Genomic DNA, 22,067 nt, shown 5'->3' on the forward strand with positions numbered 1-22,067 from the left:
AGTCGCTGTTCGCCGATCGGGAGCTCGTTGGACGACCGGAGGGAGTCCACCTGTGTTCCCGAGAGATCGGCAGCGTTTGTCGCCGGAGGCGACAAATCTGAGAGCCGGCGAGACTCACTTCGTTCGTCTCGCCCGATCGCCAGCGGCCCAGCACGTCGGATTCTCGAGGTGACTGTAACCACTCGCGAGGAACCCGAAGTGACTGTAACCGCTCGAGGTGATGTCGATGTCGCTGAACAACTGTACAGACACCGAGCCGGCACCGCCGAGAGGGGGTTCCGCCGTCGCGGCGCACAGCGGTTCGACCCCGATCGCGGGGGTGACTAGCTGAACCAGCCCAGACCGCTGTCCTGGTCCTCGATTGCCTCGGCGAGGTCGGAACCGACTTCGTCGTCTCCGAGGTAGCCCAGGTGACTGAGGACGCTAAAGGTGACATCGACGTCGGTGTAATTGTCTGGGGTGTCGAATGGGCAGCCCGCACCGTCGTTACCGAGCGCGGCACCGAAGAGACCGCCGTAGGCCGATCCGACGGTCGTGTCGTTCTCGGAGTGGTAGTTACGGACTTCCTCGGCGTTGTCCTCGATACCGTCGTACCACTCACCACCACCGATTCCACCACTACAGACCATGTCTCCGTCTGCAGCAGCACCGATGGGTGCGACGGTCTCGACCGTATAGCCGGGACCGATCTCGTTTATCGTCTCGAGGACGACGCGACCGCCCAGCGAGTGTCCGATGAGACGGACGTTGCCGCCGCCGTAGTCGTAGAAACCTTCGAGCATTTCGGCGAGTTCCTCGCCGACGTCTTCCGTCTCGGCGGTCGCACCCGCGAAATTAATTGTCGTGGCGTCCCATTCGATCGCGACGTAGGTGTCCGCTTCGTAGCCGGCGTCGATCATCGACTCGGCGACGTCCTCGGCTTGGCTTTCGACGGTCGTATCGCCGAACCAGCCGTGGACGAAGATGAACAGTTCGTCTTCGACGGGAAGGGACTGAAAGGCGCCCGAACCGAATATGCTACTTCCGACGTCGATCACTTCGATGTCGGGACCGAGCAACTGTGCCGACGCCGACCCCGTCGTCGCTGCCAGTCCCGTCGCACCGACGATCGTCGTTCCGGTCGCCTTCAATAGCGCTCGTCGCGTTGACGTGGTCAAACCGTCCGATTCCGACGTTCTATTACTATCGGTATCTGCCATGATGCGGTGAATACGACCCCGCCTGCGAAGATATTATTTTCCACTATAATATGAATGTATTAATATGGGGCCAAGATGTGAATCGACCGACCTTTCGACGGCAGTCGCCCGTCCGCATCAATCGACGGCCGATCCCGGCCGTTAGCAATGCGCGCCGACGCCTGACAGTGGTCGCTTCTGCGATATCCAGTCGTTCGAACATCCGATAGATCGTTCATAGAGCGCGTACGATACGTCGATGGATCGACGAGCCTGACGAAAGGAGGCTGCCGACGGATACGCAAGTCCGGCCGGCTGGATTCGCCGACGGACCGCGGTGGATCATCCGACTACCTCCAGCCACCGTCCGAACTATCCGCGTCCGTGCAGCGTGGTCGGGTTCCGGATCAGACCTGCTCGAGGGTCCAGCGCTGCCACGCACCGCCGTTCGAGGACCACTGGTTCACGTTGGCACCGTCCGCCGTGCTCCCCTCGTAGACCTCGGCGACCTTGCCGCTGTTGGCGTTCTCCAGGGTGTAGGTCCCATCGCCGTTATCGAGGACGATCCAGTCCTGAGTCGGGTGGCCGGTATCGCCCCACTGCTGGACGTTCGCGCCGTCGGTCGTCTCCGCGTTCGCGACTTCCAGCAGCTTCCCGCTGTTGTCGTTCGTGAACGTGTACGTGCCGTCGCCGTTGTCGCTGACGACCCACTGCTGGCATGGGTGGCCGGTGTCGGCGTACTGCTGGACGTTCGCGCCGTCGCTCGTGTTCGCGTTCGCGACCTCGAGGAATTTCCCGCTGTTGGCGTTGGTGAGTCGGTAGGTCCCCTCAGCGATCTGTGCGGACGTTCCGCCGGCGAAACTGGCCGCCAGATCGTCCATAACGACGGTGGAATCGAGGTAGCTGAGGTGGTCGCTGACGTCGTTGGTCACGTCGATGCGCGTGAGATTGGCCGGCGGTGAACTGCCGGCACAGTCCGGATACAGGGCATTCATCGACTGGACGGCGGAGTCGTTCTCGGAGACGTACGCCCGGAACGCCGCGGCGCTGGCGGCGATCCCGTCGTGGTAGACACCGCCCTCGCAGACGGTGGAATCCGGCGTCCCCGTCCCAAACGACGCGGCCGTCTCGACCGCGGACCCGTCCTCGAGGGCGTTGAGCGTCTGCATCGTGACGATGCCGCCCAGTGAGTAGCCGACGATCCGGATGGTTCCGCCCGTTGAATCGTCGTAGTCCTCGATGAGGTCGGCCAGATTCTCGGACGCCTCGGAGCTCTCCTCGCCGATACCGACCGCATCCGTACTGAAGACGCCCGCGATGACGGTCGTGTCGTAGCCGGCGTCGGCGAGGCCGTCCTGGAGACTTTGGCCCTGATCGCCGGCGCTATCGCTGACGCCGCCGCCGTGCAGGTAAATCACCAGCTCGGATTCGTCGCTGTTGGGAAGTTCATCCGCGGCCCCGACGCCGTCGAGATCGAACTCGTCGACGCCGCTCGAGGACCACTGGGCGCTCGCCGCCCCGCTCGTCGCCGCGAGTCCGGTCGCGCTGGCAGCGGCCGCGCCGCTGAGGCGCAGCATCGTCCGTCGGTTTGTCTCGATCGATTCGCCAGTCGAGCCGACTCGGTCGTTGTCGTGACTCATCTTCGAGTAATCCGCTATCGTCTTCGGTATTTTTCCTTATCATTCAATATTGAATTTATTTATAACTATCCGGTTCGTCCGTTGACTCGATTGGATTCGCGAATCGAGGAGCGGTACGGATCGGTGTCGAAGATTGCAGTCGTGATCGCCGTGGCCCGCACAACTCGAGTGACCGTTCACGGCGAACAGCGTCAACCGCGGTGCTGCCGGCGGTAGGGGCGTAATACGTTCATGCCGTTATACCGTTCTGTAGAACGAAGAACGCGTCCGTCGGGTGCTGGGAGGCGGGCCCGCTACCGGGACAGAACGGGGCACTCGCCGAGAGACGCTCGAGTGCATTCACTCCCGGACGATGCGATCGGAACCGGAACACGGTCGGGACGGCCGGATGCCGAACGGGAGAACCAGTTCGAGCCATCGTCCGGATACCCGAAGCGGCTCCTGATTTCGGACACGAGAGTGGATACCGTAACGGGGTTCCGAAGAGACGCGTTGGCGAAGAAAAACGATTCGGACGACTCTCACTGGTTTCGGATCGCTACCGGGACGGGTGGATGGGATCGGCCGCGATTACAAGCTCCACCAGCTACCGTCGTCGTCCCCGTCGTCGCCACCGCTGCCGCTGGTACAGGAGCCGCTGTTGATGGCCGCGGCGAGGTCCGAACCGACGGTAGTGTCACCCAGATACGCGAGGTGGCTCCCGACGCTGTAGGTCACGTCGACGTCAGTGTAGTTCGCCCCGGGGGTACAGCCCGCGCCCTCCGTCCCGAGGGCGGTGTCGCCGAAGCCGCCGTACGCGCCGCCGACGGTCGAGTCGTTCTCGGAGTGATAGTTCCGGACCTCGCAGGCGTTGCTGAGACCGGGGTTCCACGGGTCGTCACAGATCTCGGAACCGTCGGCGGCCGCGCCGAGTCCCGCGACGGTCTCGATCTCGTAGCCGCTACTGAGCTTTGTCGCGGTCCAGTAAACGCAGCGGCCACCGAGCGAGTGACCGACGAGGCGGATGTTCCCGCCGCCGGCATCGTAGAACTCCTCGATGAGACCGGCGACGACCTCGCCGACGTCCTCGGTGTCGGCCTCGGCACCGACGAAGTTGAGCGTAGTCCCGGGCCACTCGATCGCGACGGTCTCGTCGGGCGTATAGCCGCCGGACTCGAGGGAGTCTTGCACGTCGGTGGTCTGGCTCTCGACGGTGCTATCGCCAAACCAGCCGTGAATGAACACGAGCACTTCGTCCGCGACGGGGATGCTGCCGTCGGCGCTCCAGCCGAGGAGCCCGTCGTCGACTCCGATCACGGTGGGGCCGCCGAACTGTGCGGATGCAGAGCCGGACGTGGCGGCCAGCCCCGCTCCGCCAACGATGGTCGTTCCAGTGGCCTTTAGGAGCGTTCGCCGGTCGGTCATTTGCGATTCGTCGGTCGTTTTCTCCTCGGCAGGACGGTCGGTGTCTGTCATACGACACCCACTCGTTTGGATGCGCGATGGTTGGGTTTAATTCTTCTATACGAAGTGTGTTTAATACATGGGCGATATAGCAATTAGATACTATTAATTGGAAAAACAACTATTTTTGCTACGATTATTCACACTGGAGCGGCCGTTCGAACGGTTCTGATCGGCCGGAACGGCGACTCGAGCACGGCTGTCACCGAATCGCTACCGATGGATCTCCTGTTTCGGATGGAGTATTGGTGCCGTTCAGAGCATCGGAATATGGGACCGAGGGATGCGACCGAGTCGAGAATTGTGAACTGTCCGGGTGGTGACGATACCCCCTCTCGGTGCTCGACGGGGAGTCGCTCGGTGGCGCTGGCGACTCCCGCGTGTTCGACTATCCGATCGATGGATCAGAGAGCGCGTCCGTTACGGTCGATGGATCAGATCTGCTCGAGGGTCCAGCGCTGCTGTGGACCGCCGTTCGAGGACCACTGGACCACGTTGGCACCGTCGGCCGTGCTTGACTCGAAGACATCGGCTACCTTGCCGCTGTTGGCGTTCTCTATGGTGTACGTCCCGTCGCCGTTGTCGAGAACGATCCAGTCCTGAGTCGGGTGGCCGGTGTCGACGTACTGCTGGACGTTCGCGCCGTCGCTCGTTTCCGCGTTCGCGACCTCGAGGAACTTCCCGCTGTTGGCGTTTTCGAACGTGTAGGTGCCGTCGCCGTTGTCGCTCACCACCCACTCCTGGGTCGGGTGGCCGGTGTCGGCGTACTGCTGGACGTTCGCGCCGTCGCTCGTCTCCGCGTTCGCGACTTCCAGCAGCTTTCCGCTGTTGACGTTCGTGAGCCGGTAGGTCCCCTCGGAGATTTCCGCGCCCGACCCGCCACCGCCGCCACTGCCGCCGCGGTCGACGGCGGGTGCGAAGTTACTGAGGTACGCCTGCCCGAAGCCGGTACTCGCCTTGTAGGTGGTGTGGCTGCCGACGGAGCCACTGACGTCGACGTCCGCGTAGTTCGAGGGCAGCGAGCCGCCGCCCCAGCCACAGTCGGCCGGCCCGCTACCGAGTCGTGCAATGGAGTCGTTCGTCGAGTAGTAGTTCCCGGAGAAGTTCGCCACGTTCTCGATCGCCGTGTGGAACGCGGACCCTTCGCAGGGCGCGTCGGTGACCTCGTAGGAGCCGATCGTGTCGGCGTTTGCCACCCGGAAGCGACCCTCGGCTGCGGCCAGGAACTCGAACGTGACGATCCCGCCCATCGAGTGGCCGAGGATCCGGATCGTCGTGCCGGGGTTCGCCTGGATGTACCCCTCCATCCAGTCGGCGAAGTCCGCGCCCTGCTGGCGGGCGCTGGACTCGGCCGAACTGGGGAGCCCGCTGTCGTCCCAGGTGACCGCGGTCACCGTCTCGGTGTTGCCCAGTTGGCGGAGCGTGTCCTGAAGCGTCTGCGACTGGCTGACGCTGGCCGACGACCCGGTGTAGCCGTGGACGTTGAAGATCACCTCGTCCTCGCCCTGCGGTGCCGCCGACACCGGCGGGATTCCGCCCCGCAGGTCGACCTCCATGATGTTGTCGGTGTCCGCGGCGGCCGACCCCGCTGTGGTGCCGACCCCTACGGCCGCGATGGCGGTCGTTGCGGTGGACTTGAGGAGCGTTCGTCGATCGATCGAATGCGATTCGTCGGGGGTGTGCTTGTCTGACATGCGACGCTTTCTCATTTCGGTACGAGCCGATTGGTTCTTCCCCCGCTCTTCTGAGCACATTCAAGGCCCATATGATGAAATATTAGGGATTGGTCCCCCTCTATCAACACCTCCGATTACCAGTTGCCGGTCGAGCAGGAGCGACGGGTGAGCATCGCTGCTGGTCGGCGTACCTGAATGACCGAAACTGACGGCTGCTCGCCGTCGGCTACCGGAAAAACGAGTGTGTCAAGTTCAAGCAGTTGGTCGGTACGCCCTGAAATCAGTGCAGTCTACCGGGAGTTAGAAGTCGAACCAGCCGCCGTCATCGCCGCCGTCGCCACCGCCGCTGCTGGAACAGGAACCGGCGTTGATCGCATCGGCGAGGTCCGAACCGACGGCATCGTCACCCAGATACGCGAGGTGGCTGCCGACGCTATAGGTTACGTCGATGTCGCTGTAGTTCGCCCCAGGATTGCAGCCCGCACCCTCGGTCCCGAGAGCGGTATCGCCCCAGCCGCCGTAGGCGGAGCCGACGGTCGAGTCGCTCTGGGAGTGGTAGTTGCGAACCTCGCAGGCGTTGCTGAGCCCCGGGTTCCACGGGTCGCCACAGATCTCGGAGCCGTCGGCGGCCGCGCCGAGTCCCGCGACGGTCTCGATTTCGTAGCCGCTACTGAGCTTTGTCGCGGTCCAGTAGACACAGCGCCCACCCAGCGAGTGACCGACGAGGCGGATGTTCCCGCCGCCGGCGTCGTAGAACTCCTCGACGAGGCCGGCGACGACCTCGCCGACGTCCTCGGTATCGGCCTCGGCACCGATGAAGTTGAGCGTGGTCCCGGGCCACTCGATGGCCACGGTCTCGTCCGGTGAATAGCCGCCGGACTCGAGGGAGTCTTGCACGTCGGTGGTCTGGCTCTCGACGGTGCTATCGCCAAACCAGCCGTGAATGAACACGAGCACTTCGTCCGCGACGGGGATGCTGCCGTCGGCGCTCCAGCCGAAGAGGCCGTCGTCGACTTCGATCACTTCGGGGCCGCCAAGGAACTGTGCGGACGCAGAGCCGGACGCCGCGGCGAGACCCGCGCCGCCGACGATGGTCGTTCCGGTGGCCTTCAGGAGGGTTCGTCGGTCGGTCGTCGATTCGTCGGTTGCCGGCTGTTCGCCGAGGTTGTCGTTGTCTGTCATGCGACGTGCAGTGGTATCACATGATAGATGATGCAATTTTCTCTTCTATATGGAGCGTGTTTAAAACAATACCGAGAGCGGTCTATGGCTGGAATGGTACCGTTCAGGCGAACGCGTTTCGGAACGATCCGATCCCGACCGCTCTCGGCGGAACGCGTCGCGTCGAAATGTGTCGCGTTTCCGGTGCGCGCTTTCGCACCTACCCGCGTGGTACGCGCGACCGGCTATCGATCGGCTTGCTGCGGATCGGGACATCGAACCGACTCGCACCGCGAGTCCGTCGGCGATCACGGAATCTTCAACGTTATATCGTTCCGGCCGAAAGCGGAGGCGTAATGCGCGAGGAGGCGACGGCGTTCGTCCCCGGCCACGTCACGGGCTTTTTCAGTGCCCATCCAGACGACGATCCGACGAAAGCCGGCTCACGAGGCGCGGGACTGACGCTGACGGACGGTGTCGACGTAACGCTCGAGCCAGCGACGGAGACGACCGTCGTACTCGACGGGACAGAAATCGATGTCGACCCGGTAGCGACCGTCCTCGAGACGCTCGACGCGACCGCTCGAGTCGAGGCGAACTCCCAACTCCCGCTCGGAGCGGGGTTCGGTGTCTCGGGAGCGATGGCACTCGGGACGGCGCTCGCGGCCAACCGCGTCTTCGATCGCAAGCTCTCGATGAACGAACTCGTCACGATCGCCCACGGTGCCGAGGTCCAGGCCGGGACGGGACTCGGAGACGTGGTTGCCCAGGCCCACGGTGGCGTCCCGATCCGCCTCGAGCCCGGCGGACCCCATCACAACGAACTCGATGCGATTCCCGCCCGCGCACGGGTCGAATATATCTCGTTCGGCGAACGCTCGACGGCCGACGTGCTCTCCGGCGATACGGAGGCGCTGACCGCCGCCGGGAAGGCAGCGCTCGCGCGGGTCGTCGAAGAGCCGACGTTGCTCTCCTTCCTGTACGCCTCGAGGCTGTTCGCGCGCGATGCAGGGCTGCTGACAACACAGGTCTCGGAGGCGATCACCGATGTCTCGACGGCCGGCGGACAGGCGTCGATGGCCATGCTCGGCGAAACCGTCTTCGCGCTCGGGACGGGGCTATCCGATGCGGGCTACGAGCCCTCGGTCTGTGCCACGCATCCAGCCGGTGCAGTGCTCAAGTAGGGACCTGCTCCGCTCTGTCGCTATCCCCTCGTCGTCCGGTGACCGTTTTCGGTCCCGGTTTCGGTGACCGAACGTATCCGATATCGGGAATAGTGGTCGTTTTCGCTACGATAGAGTGCGTAACTCGATCGCGACGAATCGGCACAGATCGGTGGCCGGTGCGACTCGAGGGACCCCGTCTTCTCATGACAGATTTTGTATTGGTAGCCAGAACTTTATTATGGTTCGTTCAAGTTATCCGGTCAAGTTTGACAATGGCTTCACGAACTGACTTTCACCAAAGCTTATTTCAGCTGTACGAACACTACGTCGGTGAGCCCGACTCGAGCAAGGACGTCTACGGCTACTGGCTGTTCATCGTCGGGTATATCATCGGTGCCGCTGGCGTTGCGACCTTCGTGGTCGGCTACGCGGGCGAAGGGAACCCCTACACGCTCATCCGCATCTCCGGAGTGACGGCGGCGACGGGGCTCGCGTTCTGCCTGCTCGGAATCGTCCTGATGTTGCCGGTCCGTCGACGGGGGATTCAGGTCAGTTTCGTTGGACTGTTGATTTCACTGGGGGGTGTCGGCTTTTTCGCGTGGGCGTATCCGTACAACTGGCGACAACTCGGGACCGATTACAGCGTCGAGGTCATTTCGGTCTACACGCTCGGTATCGGAATCATCGCGGGCGTGACCGCGCTCGTTCCCGTGCTCACGGGACAGAAGGGGATGTTCGTCGAGGAGGAAGGGAAGACCGACGATCCGCCGATTCTCACCGGGGACGCGATGGAAAGCGCGCAGTTCGCTGTCTTCCGCGACGAGAACGGCGACTGGAAGTGGCACGTCCTCCACCTCGAGGCGCTGGCCCAGAGCAACGAGAGCGCCGTGACGCGGCCGGACGCCACGGAGGGCATCGAGCGCGTCAAGTCCCAGATCAGCTCCGCGGGGCTGATGGAGCTGACGACCTCGGCGTTCCGGCTTTACGAGGACCGCGATGGCACGTGGCAATGGACGCTCGCGCGGGACGACGGTTCCATCGTCGGCTCCTGTGCCGGCGAATTCGATCAGCGCGACGGTGCCGAGCAGTCGGTGAGCTTCCTGAAGGATCGAGGCCCCGACGCCGACGTGATCGAGATCGAGGGTGCCGCCTTCACCTACGAGGAGCGACGCGACCAGTGGTACTGGCAACTGGTCGACGACGAACGCGCGCCGCTGGCCTCGAGCGAAACGGGGCACTCGACGCAGGAACGAGCCGAAGAGGCCGCCCAGACGTTCGCCGAACGGTTCGACCAGGCGCGGGTGCTCGACGTCGAGCACATCGGCGTGGAACTCTGCGAGCGAGCCGACGGTTGGACCTGGCGGTTCGTCGACGCCGACGACGAGGTCGTCGCCAACAGCACAGACGAGTTCGACTCCCGGCGCGACGCCGAGAAGGCGGCCGAAGCGTTGCTCTCGGCACTCGAGTCGGCGTCGGTCACCGTCGCCGGCGAACCGACCTACGAGCTCTACGAGTCCGGCGAGGAGTGGCGCTACCGGCTGGTCGACGAGAGCGAGCACGTCGTCGCGCGCGGTCCCGAAGGGACCCCCGAACACGACGGCTCGGCGGAGTGGGCCGACCAGTTCGGCGAGAACGCCCGCGACGCTGATGTCGTCGAGATCGAAGACGCGGAGTACGAGGTGTATCCGGCAGCGGGAGCCAGCGCCGGTGGCAGTGCCGCGTCCACACCGGACGACGACCTCCCCGCGACGGTCGAAGAGCCCGAACCCGCGGCCGACGGCGGAACGACCGTCGATGCGCCCGACGCGGACGAGACCGGTCCGTGGCACTGGCGGCTCGTCACCGACGACCGGGACGTCGTCGCCGCGAGCACGGAACCACACGCCGACGCCGAGACGGCGACGACGGCGATCGAGCGGGTTCGACAGCAGGCCAGCGAAGCGGAGCTTATCGAGTTCGAGAACGCCGCCTTCCAGGTCTACGAAGCCGATTCCGGCGAGTGGCGCTGGCGGCTCATCGACGAGGACGGGAACGTCCTCGCGGACAGCGGCGAGGAACACACCTCCCGCGGCGAGGCCGCCGAAGCGATGATGACGCTGAAAGAGCAGGCACCGAACGCGGAACTCCTCGAGATCGAGACCGCAGCGTTCGAGCTGTTCGTCGACGAGGACGACGAGTGGGGCTGGCGGCTCATCGACGAGTCCGGGAAGCTCGTCGCCGAAGACCCGGCGACTCATCCCACCCGCGGGGCCGCGCGCCAGGCGATGAATCGGCTGCTCGAGTATCTCGACTCCGACGTGCGGACGATGGATCGGGCGATCTTCCAGACGTACGCGACGGAGGACTGGCACTGGCGGTTCGTCATGCCGTCCGGTGACACCGTCGCCGTCGACGGCGAGGACCATCCGACTCGCGACGAACTGGTCGATGGTCTCGACGACGTGCGCGACGCCGCCGCAACGGCTCGTCGCTCCACGATCGGCGACGTGTCCGTGCAGCTGTACGGCAACGGCGAGTGGCACTTCCGGCTGCTCGACCGCGACCGAGCGGAGATTGCCGACTCGACCGTCTCCTACCCCGATCGCGAGGCGGCGACCGACGGCGTCGACGCCCTCACGGCCCACGCGCCCGACGCGCCGATCTTCGCGATCGAAGATGCCGTGATTCGCCTCGACAGCGACGACGGCTGGTCGTGGGAACTCGTCGACCGCGATCGCGAGGTGCTCGCCGAGGCGGTCGACTCCACTGCGAGCAAGGACAAACTGCTGGACGCGATCGAAGCAGTTCGTCGGCTCGCGCCGATGGCCGGCCGCGTCGACTTCGACGTCGCCTCGTTCGAACTCGTCGCCGACGACGACGAGCGCTGGCGCTGGCGGCTCATCGACGAGGACGGCCGCACCGTCGCGTCCGGCTCCGAAACGCACGAGACGGTCGACGCCGCACGCGATGCCCTCGAGAACGTTCGCGACCTGATCGAGTCCGCGAGCATCCTCGAGATCGACAGCGTTTCGTTCGAGTTGCACACCGCCGACGACGGCTGGGTCTGGCAGCTGATCGACGAGTACGGGACGACGATGGCGGAGAGCACGCAGACCTACGCGAACCGCACGGACGCCCGCGAGGCGATGAACGATGTGAAGGCGCAGGCGCCCGACGGCTGGATCACGTTTACGGAGTAGCCGAGCGACGTCGGTATCAGTCGACTTTTTATCGAACGGCTCGAGTCACCACTCGTGAGCGACTACGACAGCGTCTCCGCCGACGTCGAGCACGAGGAGGAGATCCCGGAGGACCACCCCAGATACCAGGACCTGCTTACTCGCCACCGGATCGAGCGGGGCGTCGAGAAGGGGATCACCCACCTCCAGGGGATGCACGCCGAGGGACGGGGCAGCGCGTTCGACTATCTGCTGGGCGAGGAGACGATTCCGAGCGCCGACGACGCGGAGCGGGCCGCCGCGGCACACCTCCTGCTCGCCGACCGTCCCGTGCTCTCGATCAACGGCAACGTCGCCGCGCTGGTCCCCGGCGAGATGGCCGCCCTCGCCGACGCCGTGGACGCCGACCTCGAGGTCAACCTCTTCAATCGAACGCCCGAGCGAATCGAGGCCATCGCCGCTCACCTGCGCGAGCACGGCGCGGACGCGGTCAAGGGGCTCGAAGCCGACGCGCACATTCCGAACCTCGACCACGAGCGCTCGAAGGTCGACGCCGACGGCATCTACGAGGCCGACGTCGTGCTCGTCCCCCTCGAGGACGGCGACCGCGCCGAGGCGTTAGACGAGATGGGTAAGACCGAGATCGTGATCGATCTCAACCCGCTGTCACGCTCGCCGCAGGTAGCCGACGTGCCGATCGTCGACAACATCATCCGCGCAGTGCCGAACATCACCGAGCACGCGCGGGAGCTGGCGGCGGCCGACGAGGCCGAACTCCAAGCGGTTATCGAGGGTTTCGACCGGGATCGGGCGCTCGAGGCGGCGGAGGAACGGATCCGTTCGGGCGATCTGTAAACTGCCGTTTCGCTCTCTCTTTCTCGGAGTGTTCCCCGTGATAGCCGGTGGAACGGAGCCTCGATCGTCGTCGCGTTCCGCGATCGGGGCCCGCTTGGTCGGATTGACGAACATCTCTGCAGTGATGGTGGATCCACGAACGTGTCTGCAGGGATGGCGGATCCACGAACGTGTCTGCAGGGATGGCGGATCCACGAACCAGCGAAACGTGACCCGCCGCAGGCCACGCGGGCCGTGTAGCCGGGCAGGCAGTAGCCGGTGCAATAGTTACCAGTCGGGAACACTGACAGTCACGATACCGATGACTGAACTGACCGACGCTACCGCTGACGGCGGCGTGATTCGACGACAGCTCGACACCGACCGGGAGGATCCCGCGGCCCGACTCGTCGAAGTCATCGCTGACATCGACGACGTCGAACCGATGGAGCTCGCTCCGATATACTACCGTATCGATGGCCTCATCGCCGGTCTCTTCTCGTCACCGTCACCCCTCGAGGCGAACGCGCACGTCGCGTTTTCGTACGAGGGGTACCGTATCCGCGTCCACCAGGACGGTACGATGACGGTCCGTGAACTGACAGCCTGACGCGTTCCGGAACCGCACGCGGCCGCGTCGAGCCGGTTCCGGAACCGTCCCCTCTTCCCGCCCTCGACGGCCGCTCGAGTCGGGATTCAGGAGGTATAAATTCCTCCTCCGGTTTCAGTCCACACATGGACGCCTACGAGTTACTGACGCGAAACGTCGAGGAGGCCGTCACCGACGAGGAGGTCCGCGACCTCGCGGCCGAGCCCGAGGGCAAGCGGGCCTACGTCGGCTACGAGCCCTCCGGCGTGCTCCACCTCGGTCATCTCCTGACCGCGAACAAGCTCATCGACCTCCAGGAAGCGGGGATGGAGGTCGTCGTCTTGCTGGCGGACGTCCACGCCTACCTCAACGAGAAGGGGAGCTTCGAGGAGATCCGAGCCACCGCCGAGCAGATGAAAGCCCAGTTCCTCGCCTACGGCCTCGAGGAGGCCCAGACCGAGTTCGTCTACGGCTCCGAGTTCCAGCTCGAGGAGGAGTACACCCTCGACCTGCACCACCTCGAGCGCGAGACGACGATGAACCGCGCCCAGCGCGCGATGGCCGAGATTCAGGGCGACGAGACGGCGAAGGTGAGCCATCTGGTCTACCCGCTGATGCAGACCCTGGACATCGAATATCTCGATCTCGATCTCGCGGTCGGCGGGCTCGACCAGCGCAAGGTCCACATGCTCGCGCGGGAGAAGCTGCCCGAACTCGAGTACGACGTTCGGCCCGCGATCCACACCCCCATCGTCGCCGACCTCACGAGCGGCGAGGGGAAGATGTCCTCGAGCGGGGGGATCACCATCTCGATGGAGGACTCGACCGCGGACCTCGAGGAGAAGGTCAACTCGGCGTTCTGCCCGCCGACCCGGGACCCCGAAGGCGACCTCGAGAACCCCGTCCTCGAACTGTTCGAGTACCACATCTTCCCGCGGTTCGACGAAGTCGTCGTCGAGCGACCCGAGAAGTACGGCGGCGATCTCACCTACGAGTCGTACGAGGAGCTCGCTGCGGACCTCGAGTCGGGCGAACTCCACCCCGCCGACGCGAAGGGGACGCTCGCGGCCTCCCTCGACGAACTGATCGCGCCCGGCCGCGAGAAGCTGCGCGAACTGCGCTCCTGAGACCGACGGATCTCTCGGTCGGAACCCGCTCGCTATTCTGCCGCCCCTCGCCGCCGGGAGACGATCCAGCCGATTGAAGTGCCGGCGGCCCCCTTGCGAGGCTATGAACGAGACGCGACGAGCGGTTCTCGAGGCGCTCGCGGACGGGCCGGCATCGGGGCCGGAGCTGGCGGACTCGCTCGATATCTCACGGGCGGCCGTCTGGAAGCAGATCGAGGCGTTGCGCGAGGCGAACTTCGAGATCGAGAGCGGCCCGAACGGGTACGAACTCGCGGCCGTCGAGGCGTACAATGCGCCGGCAGTCGAGTTCGGACTCGAGGCCCCGTTCTCCATCGAGTACCACGACTCCGTGGGCAGTACGAACGATCGAGCGCGCGAACTGGCCGCCGACGGCGCGGCGGACGTGGCGGTCCTCGCGGACGAACAGACCGGCGGCCGCGGCCGCCTCGAGCGCGAGTGGGCCGCGCCGTCGGGCGGCGTCTGGGTGAGCGTCGTGACGCGCCCCGATATCACGCCCGCGCAGGCACCGCTGTACACGCTCGCGGCGTCGGTCGCCGCGGCGACGGCGGCTCGAGAGGCGGGCGTCGACGCGCGGATCAAGTGGCCCAACGACGTGGTCGTCCCGGTCAGCGACGACGGCGACTATCGGAAACTCGCGGGGATCCTCACGGAGATGGAGGGACAGACGGATCGGGTCGACTGGCTCGTCGTCGGGATCGGGCTCAACGCGAACCTCGACGCCGACGCGCTCCCCGAGGGCGCGACCAGCGTGCGTGACGAGGCCGGCGACGTCGATCGCCGACGATTCGTCCAGCGCCTGCTCGAGGAGTTCGACCGCTACCGGACCGATCTCGAGGCCGTCGTTCCGGCGTGGCGGGACCTCGCACTGACGCTCGGCCAGCGCGTGCGTGTCGATCGGGCGTCGGGCGAAGTCATCGGTGAGGCGGTCGACGTGACCGAGTCGGGGGCGCTCGTGGTCGAGACCGACGACGGCCGAGTGACGGTCGCTGCGGGAGACTGTGAACACTTGCGACCCGTCTGATCGAAACCGATTCAGTCTCGAGCGTTCGAATTACGTGGAAAAGAGGGAGACGACTGTCCTCGTCACAGCTCATCTGCGTCCGACTCTCACTCGACTGCGAGCTGTCGCTCGTCCGAGCGTTCGCTCGCCTCGTCGGGATCGACCTGCACCGTCAGCACCGGGACCGAGGCGCGCCGGACGACCCGTTCGGTGACGCTGCCGAGCAGGAGGCGGTCGATCCCGCCGCGGCCGTGGGTTCCCATCACCACCAGATCGCACTCCGCGGGATCTGCCTCGTCGACGATGACCTGACTCGGTGCCCCCTCGCGAACCTCGGTCTCGACGGTGATGTCCTCCGGTGCGAGTGCTTCGGCCCGCTCGACCGCCGCTTGCCCCTCGCCGCGGAGCGCGTCGCTGACGCCGTCGAGGGCAGTTTCCATCGGCAGCCCGCCATACCCGGCCGCGTTGACGACGTACAGTGTGCGGATCGCTGCGTCGTGCGCGCGAGCGAGTTCGAACGCGTACTCGAGTGCGTGTTCGACCTCTCGAGAGCCGTCGGTCGGGACGAGGATGGAGTCGTACATAGTGATATATGATACCATACAACGGGAATCTACATTAACATTATCCTGACACGTGAGAGGGTCAGGTTGAGTGACGTTTTTCGAGCGAGTTGCGGATCGCTCCGTGCTGTCGACGGATCGGAAATCGGGGAGGGGAAACGCTGATACAGCCGCCGCCCAAATCGGGGGGCATGAGTGACAACCCGTGGACGGATCGGATCGTCGGCGAGCGGATGGCCGTCGATCAGGAGTTCTCCGAGCGGATCCAGCAGTCGCGCTTCTCCAACCAGCAGTGGAGCCTGATCATGACCGCCACGGAGTTCGAAATCGAACAGCCAGACGATCCCGATCGGGCGCGGATCGTCGCCAACACGGACAAACTCGACGGGGTCATCCCCGAACTCGAGAACGTCCAGGCCGGGATGGGCGCGATGGGGGGCGCGGGAGCCGGGAACGCCGGTCAGAATTCCTCAAGCGGCGGGGTGTTCGACTCGATCATGGGCGCACTCGGGATGGGAGGCGACGGTGGCTCCTCGGAGAAAAAACAGCGGAAGGCAGCGGAACGGCTCACACAGGAGTACGCCGACGAACTCCAGTCACACCTCGAATCGAAGGGGAAATGGGAAACGGCTCGTCACGCTGCCGCGGACGGCCAGTAGCGGCGGACGGTCGAGTTTCGGCCGCCGCTATCACCGGCGCAGATCATCGCCGATCACAGATCACTGTCGCGAATCGTCGCCGATCGCCACACACCGCGGATCACCGATCACTACTGCTCAGTCCCCGGCGTGAAACATCGTGTACTCGCTCGCTTCGTAGATGTTGATGAGTTCGGTGACGAGTTCGTCGTGGGACTCGTCCTCGACGCGCAGTGCCTCTAACCGCTCGATCGTCTCCTCGTCGAGTTCGACGGATGGCATACCCGAAATTCGGTCGGCGAGTGGCAAAAACGCCACGGGGGCCTCGACGGGTCGGCGTCGCGCACGGGTCCGGCGCGAGTCACAGCACCTTTAGGCACGCTTCCCGACCGTCAGTGTATGAGCGACGAAGTCCAGACGACGACCTTCTCGATCAGTTCCGAAGACGGCGCGACCGACGAAATCACGATTCCGTCCGGTCTCGTCGACCTGGTCGCCGAGGGCGACCAGACCGACGCCGAGACGATCGGCGACGTCATGCTGCTGTCTTTCGCCAGCCGCGCCCACCACATCGTCCACCACGGCGAGGACGCCGACGAGGAACTCGAGGCGCAGGAAGCGGAAGTCATGGACCTCTTCGAGGAGCGCTTCGGCGTCACGTTCGGCGAAGCGACCGGTCATCAGCACTGAGCGTCCGAGAGCCGAATCACAGCCGCGATTTCTTCGTAGCAGTTCCCCTCGAGCACAATCGCTAGCGATCGGACAGTGAGCGACCGCTATCCGGCTCCGGCGGTTTCGTCTTCGGCTCCAGCAGTTCCGTCTTCGGTGGCTTCAGGCGCTCCGCCGTCGGTCGCGTCGGTTGTTCCGCCGTCGGTCGTTTCGGTTGTTCCGTTGTTGGCCGTCTCAGCCGTCCCTCCGTCGGTCGTCTCAGCCGTTTCATCGTCGGCCGTCTCAGCCGCTCCGCCATCGGTCGTCTCGGCGGGTCTCGTATTCGTTTCCGGCTCCGGTGGTGATTCGTTCGCGGGTTCGTTCCCGTCAGTGACCGGCTCGGAGTCGGCGTCTGGACCGGGTTCGTTCGGCTGCTCGGGTGCCGGCTGTTCTGGTTGCTCCGGCTGTTCGGGCTCCGGCTCCTCGGGTGGCACCGGCTGTTCGGGTTCGGTCGGCTGTTCCGGCTCGGGTGGCGTCTCGGCTTCACCGTCTGGCCCCGTCTCACCGTTTCCGTCCGCTTGCGCGCCGGCCTCCGGGACCGCATCGACGGCCACCGTTGTCTCAGCCGTCTGATTCTCGGTCGACACTGAGAGGATATATTCGCCGGGCTCGAGGTCCGCCGTCCCGTAATTCAGCGTGACCGTCTGCGTCTCACCGGACTCGAGCGTAACGGGAATCGGGTCACTGGGAACGCCGTCGACGGCAACCTCGAGAGCTTGTGTCCCCGCTCGATCGCCGACGTTTTCGATCACCGTCTCGACCGCGATGGGCTCACCCTGCTCGACCGGACTGTTGGTCCCCGCGATTGAGACGCCGAACGCCGCGGGTGCGGGGGGTTCCTCGACGGTCACCGTCGTCTCCGCAGTCTCGTTCGCGGTCGACACCGTGAGCGGGTACTCGCCGGGCTCGATACCGTCCGTTTCGGCCGTAAACGACACAGTCTCCGTCTCGCCGGACTCGAGCGAGACCGACGTGGCGTCGATGGTGGTGTCGCCAATCGCGAGCGAGACGGTCTGCGTTCCGTCCTCGCCGCCGACGTTCTCGAGGTCGGCCTCGACCTCGAGCGACTCTCCCCGTTCGACCGGGCTGTTCGTGCCCGCGATCGAGACGCCGAACGCAGCGGGGTCGGACGGCTCGATCTCGCCGGCGGTCGGCGTCTCGGCGGTGATCGGCTCCTCGTAGCCGAAGTTCGAGAAGTCGGCCTCCCAGACGAGCCGTTCGTCGTCGCTCTCGGGCGTCCACTCGACGGTGAACGTCTGCTGGCCCGGTTCGAATCCGGACGGCGGCTGATCGGTCGTGTTCCCCTCGACGAACCGGCTGTTCGCGCCCATCGAGGCGTCGTTGGGGTTCTCATAACTGAACGTCACGTCGATACCGTCCTCGGTGGGGGTCGTCTCCTCGAGCGCGATCGACGGCAGTTCGGGGCGCACTTCCTCATTGCACGCCTCGGACGGGTTCGGATAGTCGATACCGCCAACGGGGGCGGCCTCGGGCGAACTGATTCCCGAGATGTACGTGCCGAAGGTGCCGTAGTCCGGCACCTCGACGATCACCTGCTCGCCGTCCGTGGTGACGTCGCGCTCGGTGCCGATTTCGAAGACGATCGTCCCGTTATAGGGGGCCGGGATCTCGTCACCGGCAGTGACGAGGTCCTCCGCGATCGTGTCCCCGACGCCGCCGGACGTGTAGAACCACGTGCTCGCGGCGACCCGATCGCCCTCCTCGAGCGATGCGGTGACGACCGCTCGCTGGCAGTTCACGAACTCCACGTCGAATCCCGCGGGCGCGCCGTCGACCGTGTAGTCGACATCCGCCGTCTCGATGGGCGTTCCGTCGTCGGCCGCGACGACCGCCACCTCGAGCGTCGTATTCTCCGCGAGGGGTGGCTCGAGGTCGAACTCCTCGGGGCCGATCGTCTCGTTCGCGCCGAACGTCTCGCTCGTCGCGAGCTGCGTTCCGTTCCCGTCGGCAACGGTGATCGCGTACTCGACGGACGCGTTGGCCTGCGTGACGGTGAGCGTCTCGCCGTCACCGGTCTGGTCGGCCACCGAGAGGTTCGCCGTCGGCTCGTCGGGATCCGGTTCCTCGACCGCGTACTCGATGGATTCGTTCGCCAGCACCGCGTCGTCGGCCGCGGCGCGAACGGACACGTCGACCGTGGCGTTCTCCTCGAGCGGCGGCTCGAGGTCGAGGACCTCGTCCGAAACCGTCGCGTTCGCTTCGATTTCGTCGCTTTCGACTCGCTCACCGTCGTACTCGGCCGCGAGGACGTACGGCACCGACGCGCTCGCCGCGTCGACCGTGAGGGTCCCGCCGTCGCCCGTCTGGTTGTCCACCGAGAGGGACGCCTCGGGGTCAGTCTCGTTCTCCCCGGTGTCGTTCGCCACCGTGTACTCGAGAGAGTCGTTCGCGAGCGCCGTTCCATTCTCATCGACGACCGAGACATTGACCGTCGCGTTCGCCTCGAGCGGCGGCTCGAGCTCGAGCGAGAGGTTCGATACCGCCTCGCCGGCCGCGAACCTGTCGCTCTCCGTCGTCTCGCCGTCGTATGACGCGGTGACTGCGTAGGGAACGGAGGCGTTCGCTTCGTCGACGGTGAGCGTTTCGCCGTCACCCCGCTGATCGGCGACCGACAGCGTCGCGGTCGCCTCGTCCGGTTCATCCGGCTCGTCCGTGACCGTCACGAACGCGCCGTCGATCACCGGCGCGCCAGCGCCGCTGACGTACGGCACGTCTTCGTCGCCGTCGGACTCGGCGTACCGGAACGTTCCGTCGTCGTTCGTGTCGTGATGGGTGACCGCCACGATCGACCCGTTCTCCTCGAGGGGCTCGTCGAGTTCGATCGTGACGTTTTCGTGGTCGCCGGCCTCGAGGTACTCCGAGACGCCGATGATGGCGTCCGGATCGGCGTCGACGGCGAGTCCCTCGTAGACCGCGACGAAGCCGCCCTCGGAGAGCGACGCGTCTTCGATAGTGACCCGCTCCCCGTCGGACTCCTGATCGGGGACATCGATCGAGGCCGTCCCCTCGATCCGGTCGATCGTCTCGAGTCGCTGGGTGACCGTGATATCGACGTGCTGCGTGATCTGAGTCACGTCGTCGGTCTCTTCTCCCACCGCGTAGGCGGTCGCCTCGGACGCGCTTTCCTGGGTCAGGCGCTGCAGTTGCGTAATGCTGATCCGCTGGGACTGGACGGCGTGGGCCGTCTCCTGACAGGCGGATCGCGCCGCGATCTGGATCTGCGCGACCGTGGCCGACTGCGCCTGGACGAGAGCGCCGCTTGCACCCCCGTGTGCGAGTCGTTGGACTTGCGTGACCTCGACGAGTTGCGTCTGCGTCACCGCGCCCTCACCGGCACCGAACGCGGCCGCTTGGATCTGCTCGATCGTCACTTCCTGCCGCTGGATCGCGGACGTGACCGCCCCCTCGGCGGCACCGACCGCGGCGTACTGGATCTGCGTGATGGAGATCGACTGGCGCTGGACGAGCACGCCGCCCGCGCTCCCGTCGGCGGCTGCCTGGATCTGTTCGACGGTCGCCGACTGGCTCTGCGAAATAGCACCTTTCGCCGCGCCGAAGGTGGCCTCCTGGACCTGCGTGATCGAAATCCGCTGGCGCTGCTCGAGGCGGGTCGATTGGGACTGCTCGAGGCGGACGGACTGAACCTGCTTCAACGAGCCCCGGCTGGCTCCGCGGGCGGCCGCCTGCGTCTGCTCGACCGACACCGACTGCTTCTGGACGAGTGCCCCCTTCGACGCGCCGGCCGCGGCCTTCTGAATCTGCTTGATCGTCACCCGCTGGCGCTGCTCGACATCGACGCGCTGTTCCTGTCGCGCGTCGACTCGTTGCTCTCCCTCGAGCGCCGCAGGCGAACTCCCCGCGAGCGACCCGGCCGCACCGCCGGCGGCGGCGTGCTGGACGTGCTCGAGCGTCACCCGCTGGCGCTGTTCGACCGTGATCGACCGATACTGCGTCAGGACGCCGTAGGCCGAGCCCTGGGCGGCCTCCTGGACGTGCGGCGCTTTGCCGACGTCGCTCGCGCCAGCTTCCTTCGTGGCACCCGCGGCCGCGCCTCTGGTTGCGGCCTGAATCTGCTCGACGCTGACGTTCTGACTCTGTGCGAGAGCGCCGTGCGTCGCGCCCCAGGTCGCGCTCTGTAGCTGGGTCACATTGGCCGACTGGGACTGAGAGAGTCCGCCGTCGGTCGCCCCACCCACTGCGTACTGAATCTGGGTGGCGTTCACCGACTGGGACTGGATCAGCGAGCCGTGGACCGCACCCTTCGTCGCCGCCTGCACCTGCTCGGCCTCGACGGACTGGTGCTGTGCGACCGACGACCGCGCCCCCTCGAGCGCCGCCGCTCGCTGTTCCTGCGTCACCTCGATCCCCTGTGACTGGACGAGTTCGACCCCTTCCTCGACGCCGCTCTCGACGGCGGCTTCGGAATCTCCCTGGATTGCCGCCTGCGCGTTCGTCCCGTCGTCATCCGTCGCGTCGGCCTCCTCGAAGGCCACTAGTTCCGAACTAGCGTTCTGTGTCTGGGCAGCGCCCGCCTCCAGCGCGGCCTGTGACTCACCCGCGGCTGCCGGATCGTTTGCCGTCTCGGTGGTCGCACCGTCGGTCACGTCGAGCGGGTCCGAGCCACCGCTCAACGCGGGCAGCGCCACGACGCTTCCGACCATCGCGGCCGCGACCAGCGCGACGACAACGGTCGTTCGGCCGCGTCTCATCGCGCGATCACTCCGCGAGCGGGACGGTCGGTTCCGCCCGCCGGTTTCGATTCCGCCTTCGGCGATCCGGATTCAGCACGCCACCACTCCGACTCGCCCCCGTCCTCACCCCGCTTCCGTTCGTCCCCAGCTGCTTCCCGTCGAACCCCCGAATCGGCCGCGTCGGGACTCGCCGCGTAGTGCCCTCGATTGCCAGCCGCAGCACAACCAATTCGCATTTTCCCACCACGGGCCGAATTACAGCATAAGACCGCCGGTCGTTTCGGTTAGCGAGACGAGACAATCAGCTATTACCCGGTTCTCTCGAGGAGAAACGACGGACCGACGCCCGAACACCGCGACCACCGGCGAGCCCACAGGGGGCTCCCACCGTCACCGAAACTGAGAGGAAGCGCGCTGTTTCGATCGCTCTTCGACCCACCCTCGAGCCGATAC

General features: G+C 65.6%; 17 protein-coding genes. 8 read left to right on the forward strand and 9 right to left on the reverse strand.

Going from position 1 to position 22,067, the window contains the following annotated elements:
• Positions 1–323 precede the first annotated feature (323 nt).
• The 5 genes from CP556_RS12355 to CP556_RS12375 form a co-directional block, all read right to left on the reverse strand.
• Positions 324–1,199: a lipase/acyltransferase domain-containing protein gene (locus CP556_RS12355; protein ID WP_098725897.1), complete on the reverse strand. Its 876-nt coding sequence runs from the start codon at positions 1,197–1,199 to the stop codon at positions 324–326.
• 386 nt (positions 1,200–1,585) lie between these two features.
• The gene (locus CP556_RS12360) at positions 1,586–2,818 is read right to left on the reverse strand and encodes an RICIN domain-containing protein (protein WP_098725898.1); all 1,233 of its coding nucleotides are present in this window, start codon (positions 2,816–2,818) and stop codon (positions 1,586–1,588) included.
• A gap of 570 nt (positions 2,819–3,388) precedes the next feature.
• Positions 3,389–4,273, reverse strand: a complete 885-nt coding sequence (locus tag CP556_RS12365; protein WP_098725899.1) for an esterase/lipase family protein — start codon at positions 4,271–4,273, stop codon at positions 3,389–3,391.
• 422 nt (positions 4,274–4,695) lie between these two features.
• Complete coding sequence (locus CP556_RS26635) at positions 4,696–5,955, reverse strand: RICIN domain-containing protein (RefSeq protein WP_255291451.1); 1,260 nt, start codon at positions 5,953–5,955, stop codon at positions 4,696–4,698.
• A gap of 282 nt (positions 5,956–6,237) precedes the next feature.
• A complete protein-coding gene (locus CP556_RS12375; RefSeq protein WP_098725900.1) occupies positions 6,238–7,119 on the reverse strand; it encodes an esterase/lipase family protein in 882 nt (293 codons plus the stop codon).
• Positions 7,120–7,454: 335 nt separating this feature from the next.
• Between CP556_RS12375 and CP556_RS12385 the strand changes: the two genes are divergently transcribed.
• From CP556_RS12385 to CP556_RS12410, 6 genes are all read left to right on the forward strand, one after another.
• Positions 7,455–8,282: a pantoate kinase gene (locus CP556_RS12385; RefSeq protein WP_098725902.1), complete on the forward strand. Its 828-nt coding sequence runs from the start codon at positions 7,455–7,457 to the stop codon at positions 8,280–8,282.
• 254 nt (positions 8,283–8,536) lie between these two features.
• Positions 8,537–11,443: a DUF1508 domain-containing protein gene (locus CP556_RS12390; RefSeq protein WP_098725903.1), complete on the forward strand. Its 2,907-nt coding sequence runs from the start codon at positions 8,537–8,539 to the stop codon at positions 11,441–11,443.
• Positions 11,444–11,497: 54 nt separating this feature from the next.
• Positions 11,498–12,277 carry a 4-phosphopantoate--beta-alanine ligase gene (locus CP556_RS12395; RefSeq protein WP_098725904.1) on the forward strand — a complete coding sequence of 260 codons (780 nt, stop codon included), beginning with the start codon at positions 11,498–11,500 and terminating at the stop codon, positions 12,275–12,277.
• Between the two features lie 301 nt (positions 12,278–12,578).
• Entirely contained in the window at positions 12,579–12,866 is a 288-nt protein-coding gene (locus CP556_RS12400; RefSeq protein WP_098725905.1) for a HalOD1 output domain-containing protein, read from the forward strand.
• 125 nt (positions 12,867–12,991) lie between these two features.
• Positions 12,992–13,972 carry a tyrosine--tRNA ligase gene (locus tag CP556_RS12405; RefSeq protein ID WP_098725906.1) on the forward strand — a complete coding sequence of 327 codons (981 nt, stop codon included), beginning with the start codon at positions 12,992–12,994 and terminating at the stop codon, positions 13,970–13,972.
• Positions 13,973–14,075: 103 nt separating this feature from the next.
• Positions 14,076–15,014, forward strand: a complete 939-nt coding sequence (locus CP556_RS12410; RefSeq protein ID WP_098725907.1) for a biotin--[acetyl-CoA-carboxylase] ligase — start codon at positions 14,076–14,078, stop codon at positions 15,012–15,014.
• 86 nt (positions 15,015–15,100) lie between these two features.
• On the opposite strand, the gene CP556_RS12415 is transcribed toward CP556_RS12410, so the two are convergent.
• A complete protein-coding gene (locus tag CP556_RS12415) occupies positions 15,101–15,577 on the reverse strand; it encodes a universal stress protein (RefSeq protein ID WP_098725908.1) in 477 nt (158 codons plus the stop codon).
• A gap of 170 nt (positions 15,578–15,747) precedes the next feature.
• On the opposite strand from CP556_RS12415, the gene CP556_RS12420 reads away from it, so the two are divergent.
• The gene (locus CP556_RS12420; protein ID WP_098725909.1) at positions 15,748–16,215 is read left to right on the forward strand and encodes a DUF5799 family protein; all 468 of its coding nucleotides are present in this window, start codon (positions 15,748–15,750) and stop codon (positions 16,213–16,215) included.
• Positions 16,216–16,332: 117 nt separating this feature from the next.
• Here the strand turns inward: CP556_RS12420 and CP556_RS25970 are convergent, their stop codons facing one another.
• Entirely contained in the window at positions 16,333–16,476 is a 144-nt protein-coding gene (locus CP556_RS25970) for a DUF7557 family protein (protein ID WP_176548180.1), read from the reverse strand.
• Between the two features lie 117 nt (positions 16,477–16,593).
• On the opposite strand from CP556_RS25970, the gene CP556_RS12425 reads away from it, so the two are divergent.
• Positions 16,594–16,884 (forward strand): DUF7545 family protein, encoded by a 291-nt coding sequence (locus tag CP556_RS12425; RefSeq protein WP_098725910.1) that lies wholly within the window; start codon positions 16,594–16,596, stop codon positions 16,882–16,884.
• Positions 16,885–16,970: 86 nt separating this feature from the next.
• Here the strand turns inward: CP556_RS12425 and CP556_RS12430 are convergent, their stop codons facing one another.
• Both CP556_RS12430 and CP556_RS12435 read right to left on the reverse strand, forming a co-directional pair.
• A complete protein-coding gene (locus CP556_RS12430) occupies positions 16,971–21,632 on the reverse strand; it encodes a DUF7282 domain-containing protein (protein WP_098725911.1) in 4,662 nt (1,553 codons plus the stop codon).
• A complete protein-coding gene (locus tag CP556_RS12435) occupies positions 21,629–21,850 on the reverse strand; it encodes a hypothetical protein (RefSeq protein ID WP_098725912.1) in 222 nt (73 codons plus the stop codon). The genes CP556_RS12430 and CP556_RS12435 overlap by 4 nt, the downstream gene beginning before the upstream one ends.
• Positions 21,851–22,067: the final 217 nt, after the last annotated feature.

It is taken from the genome of Natrinema sp. CBA1119, from assembly GCF_002572525.1.
GTDB lineage: Archaea > Halobacteriota > Halobacteria > Halobacteriales > Natrialbaceae > Natrinema.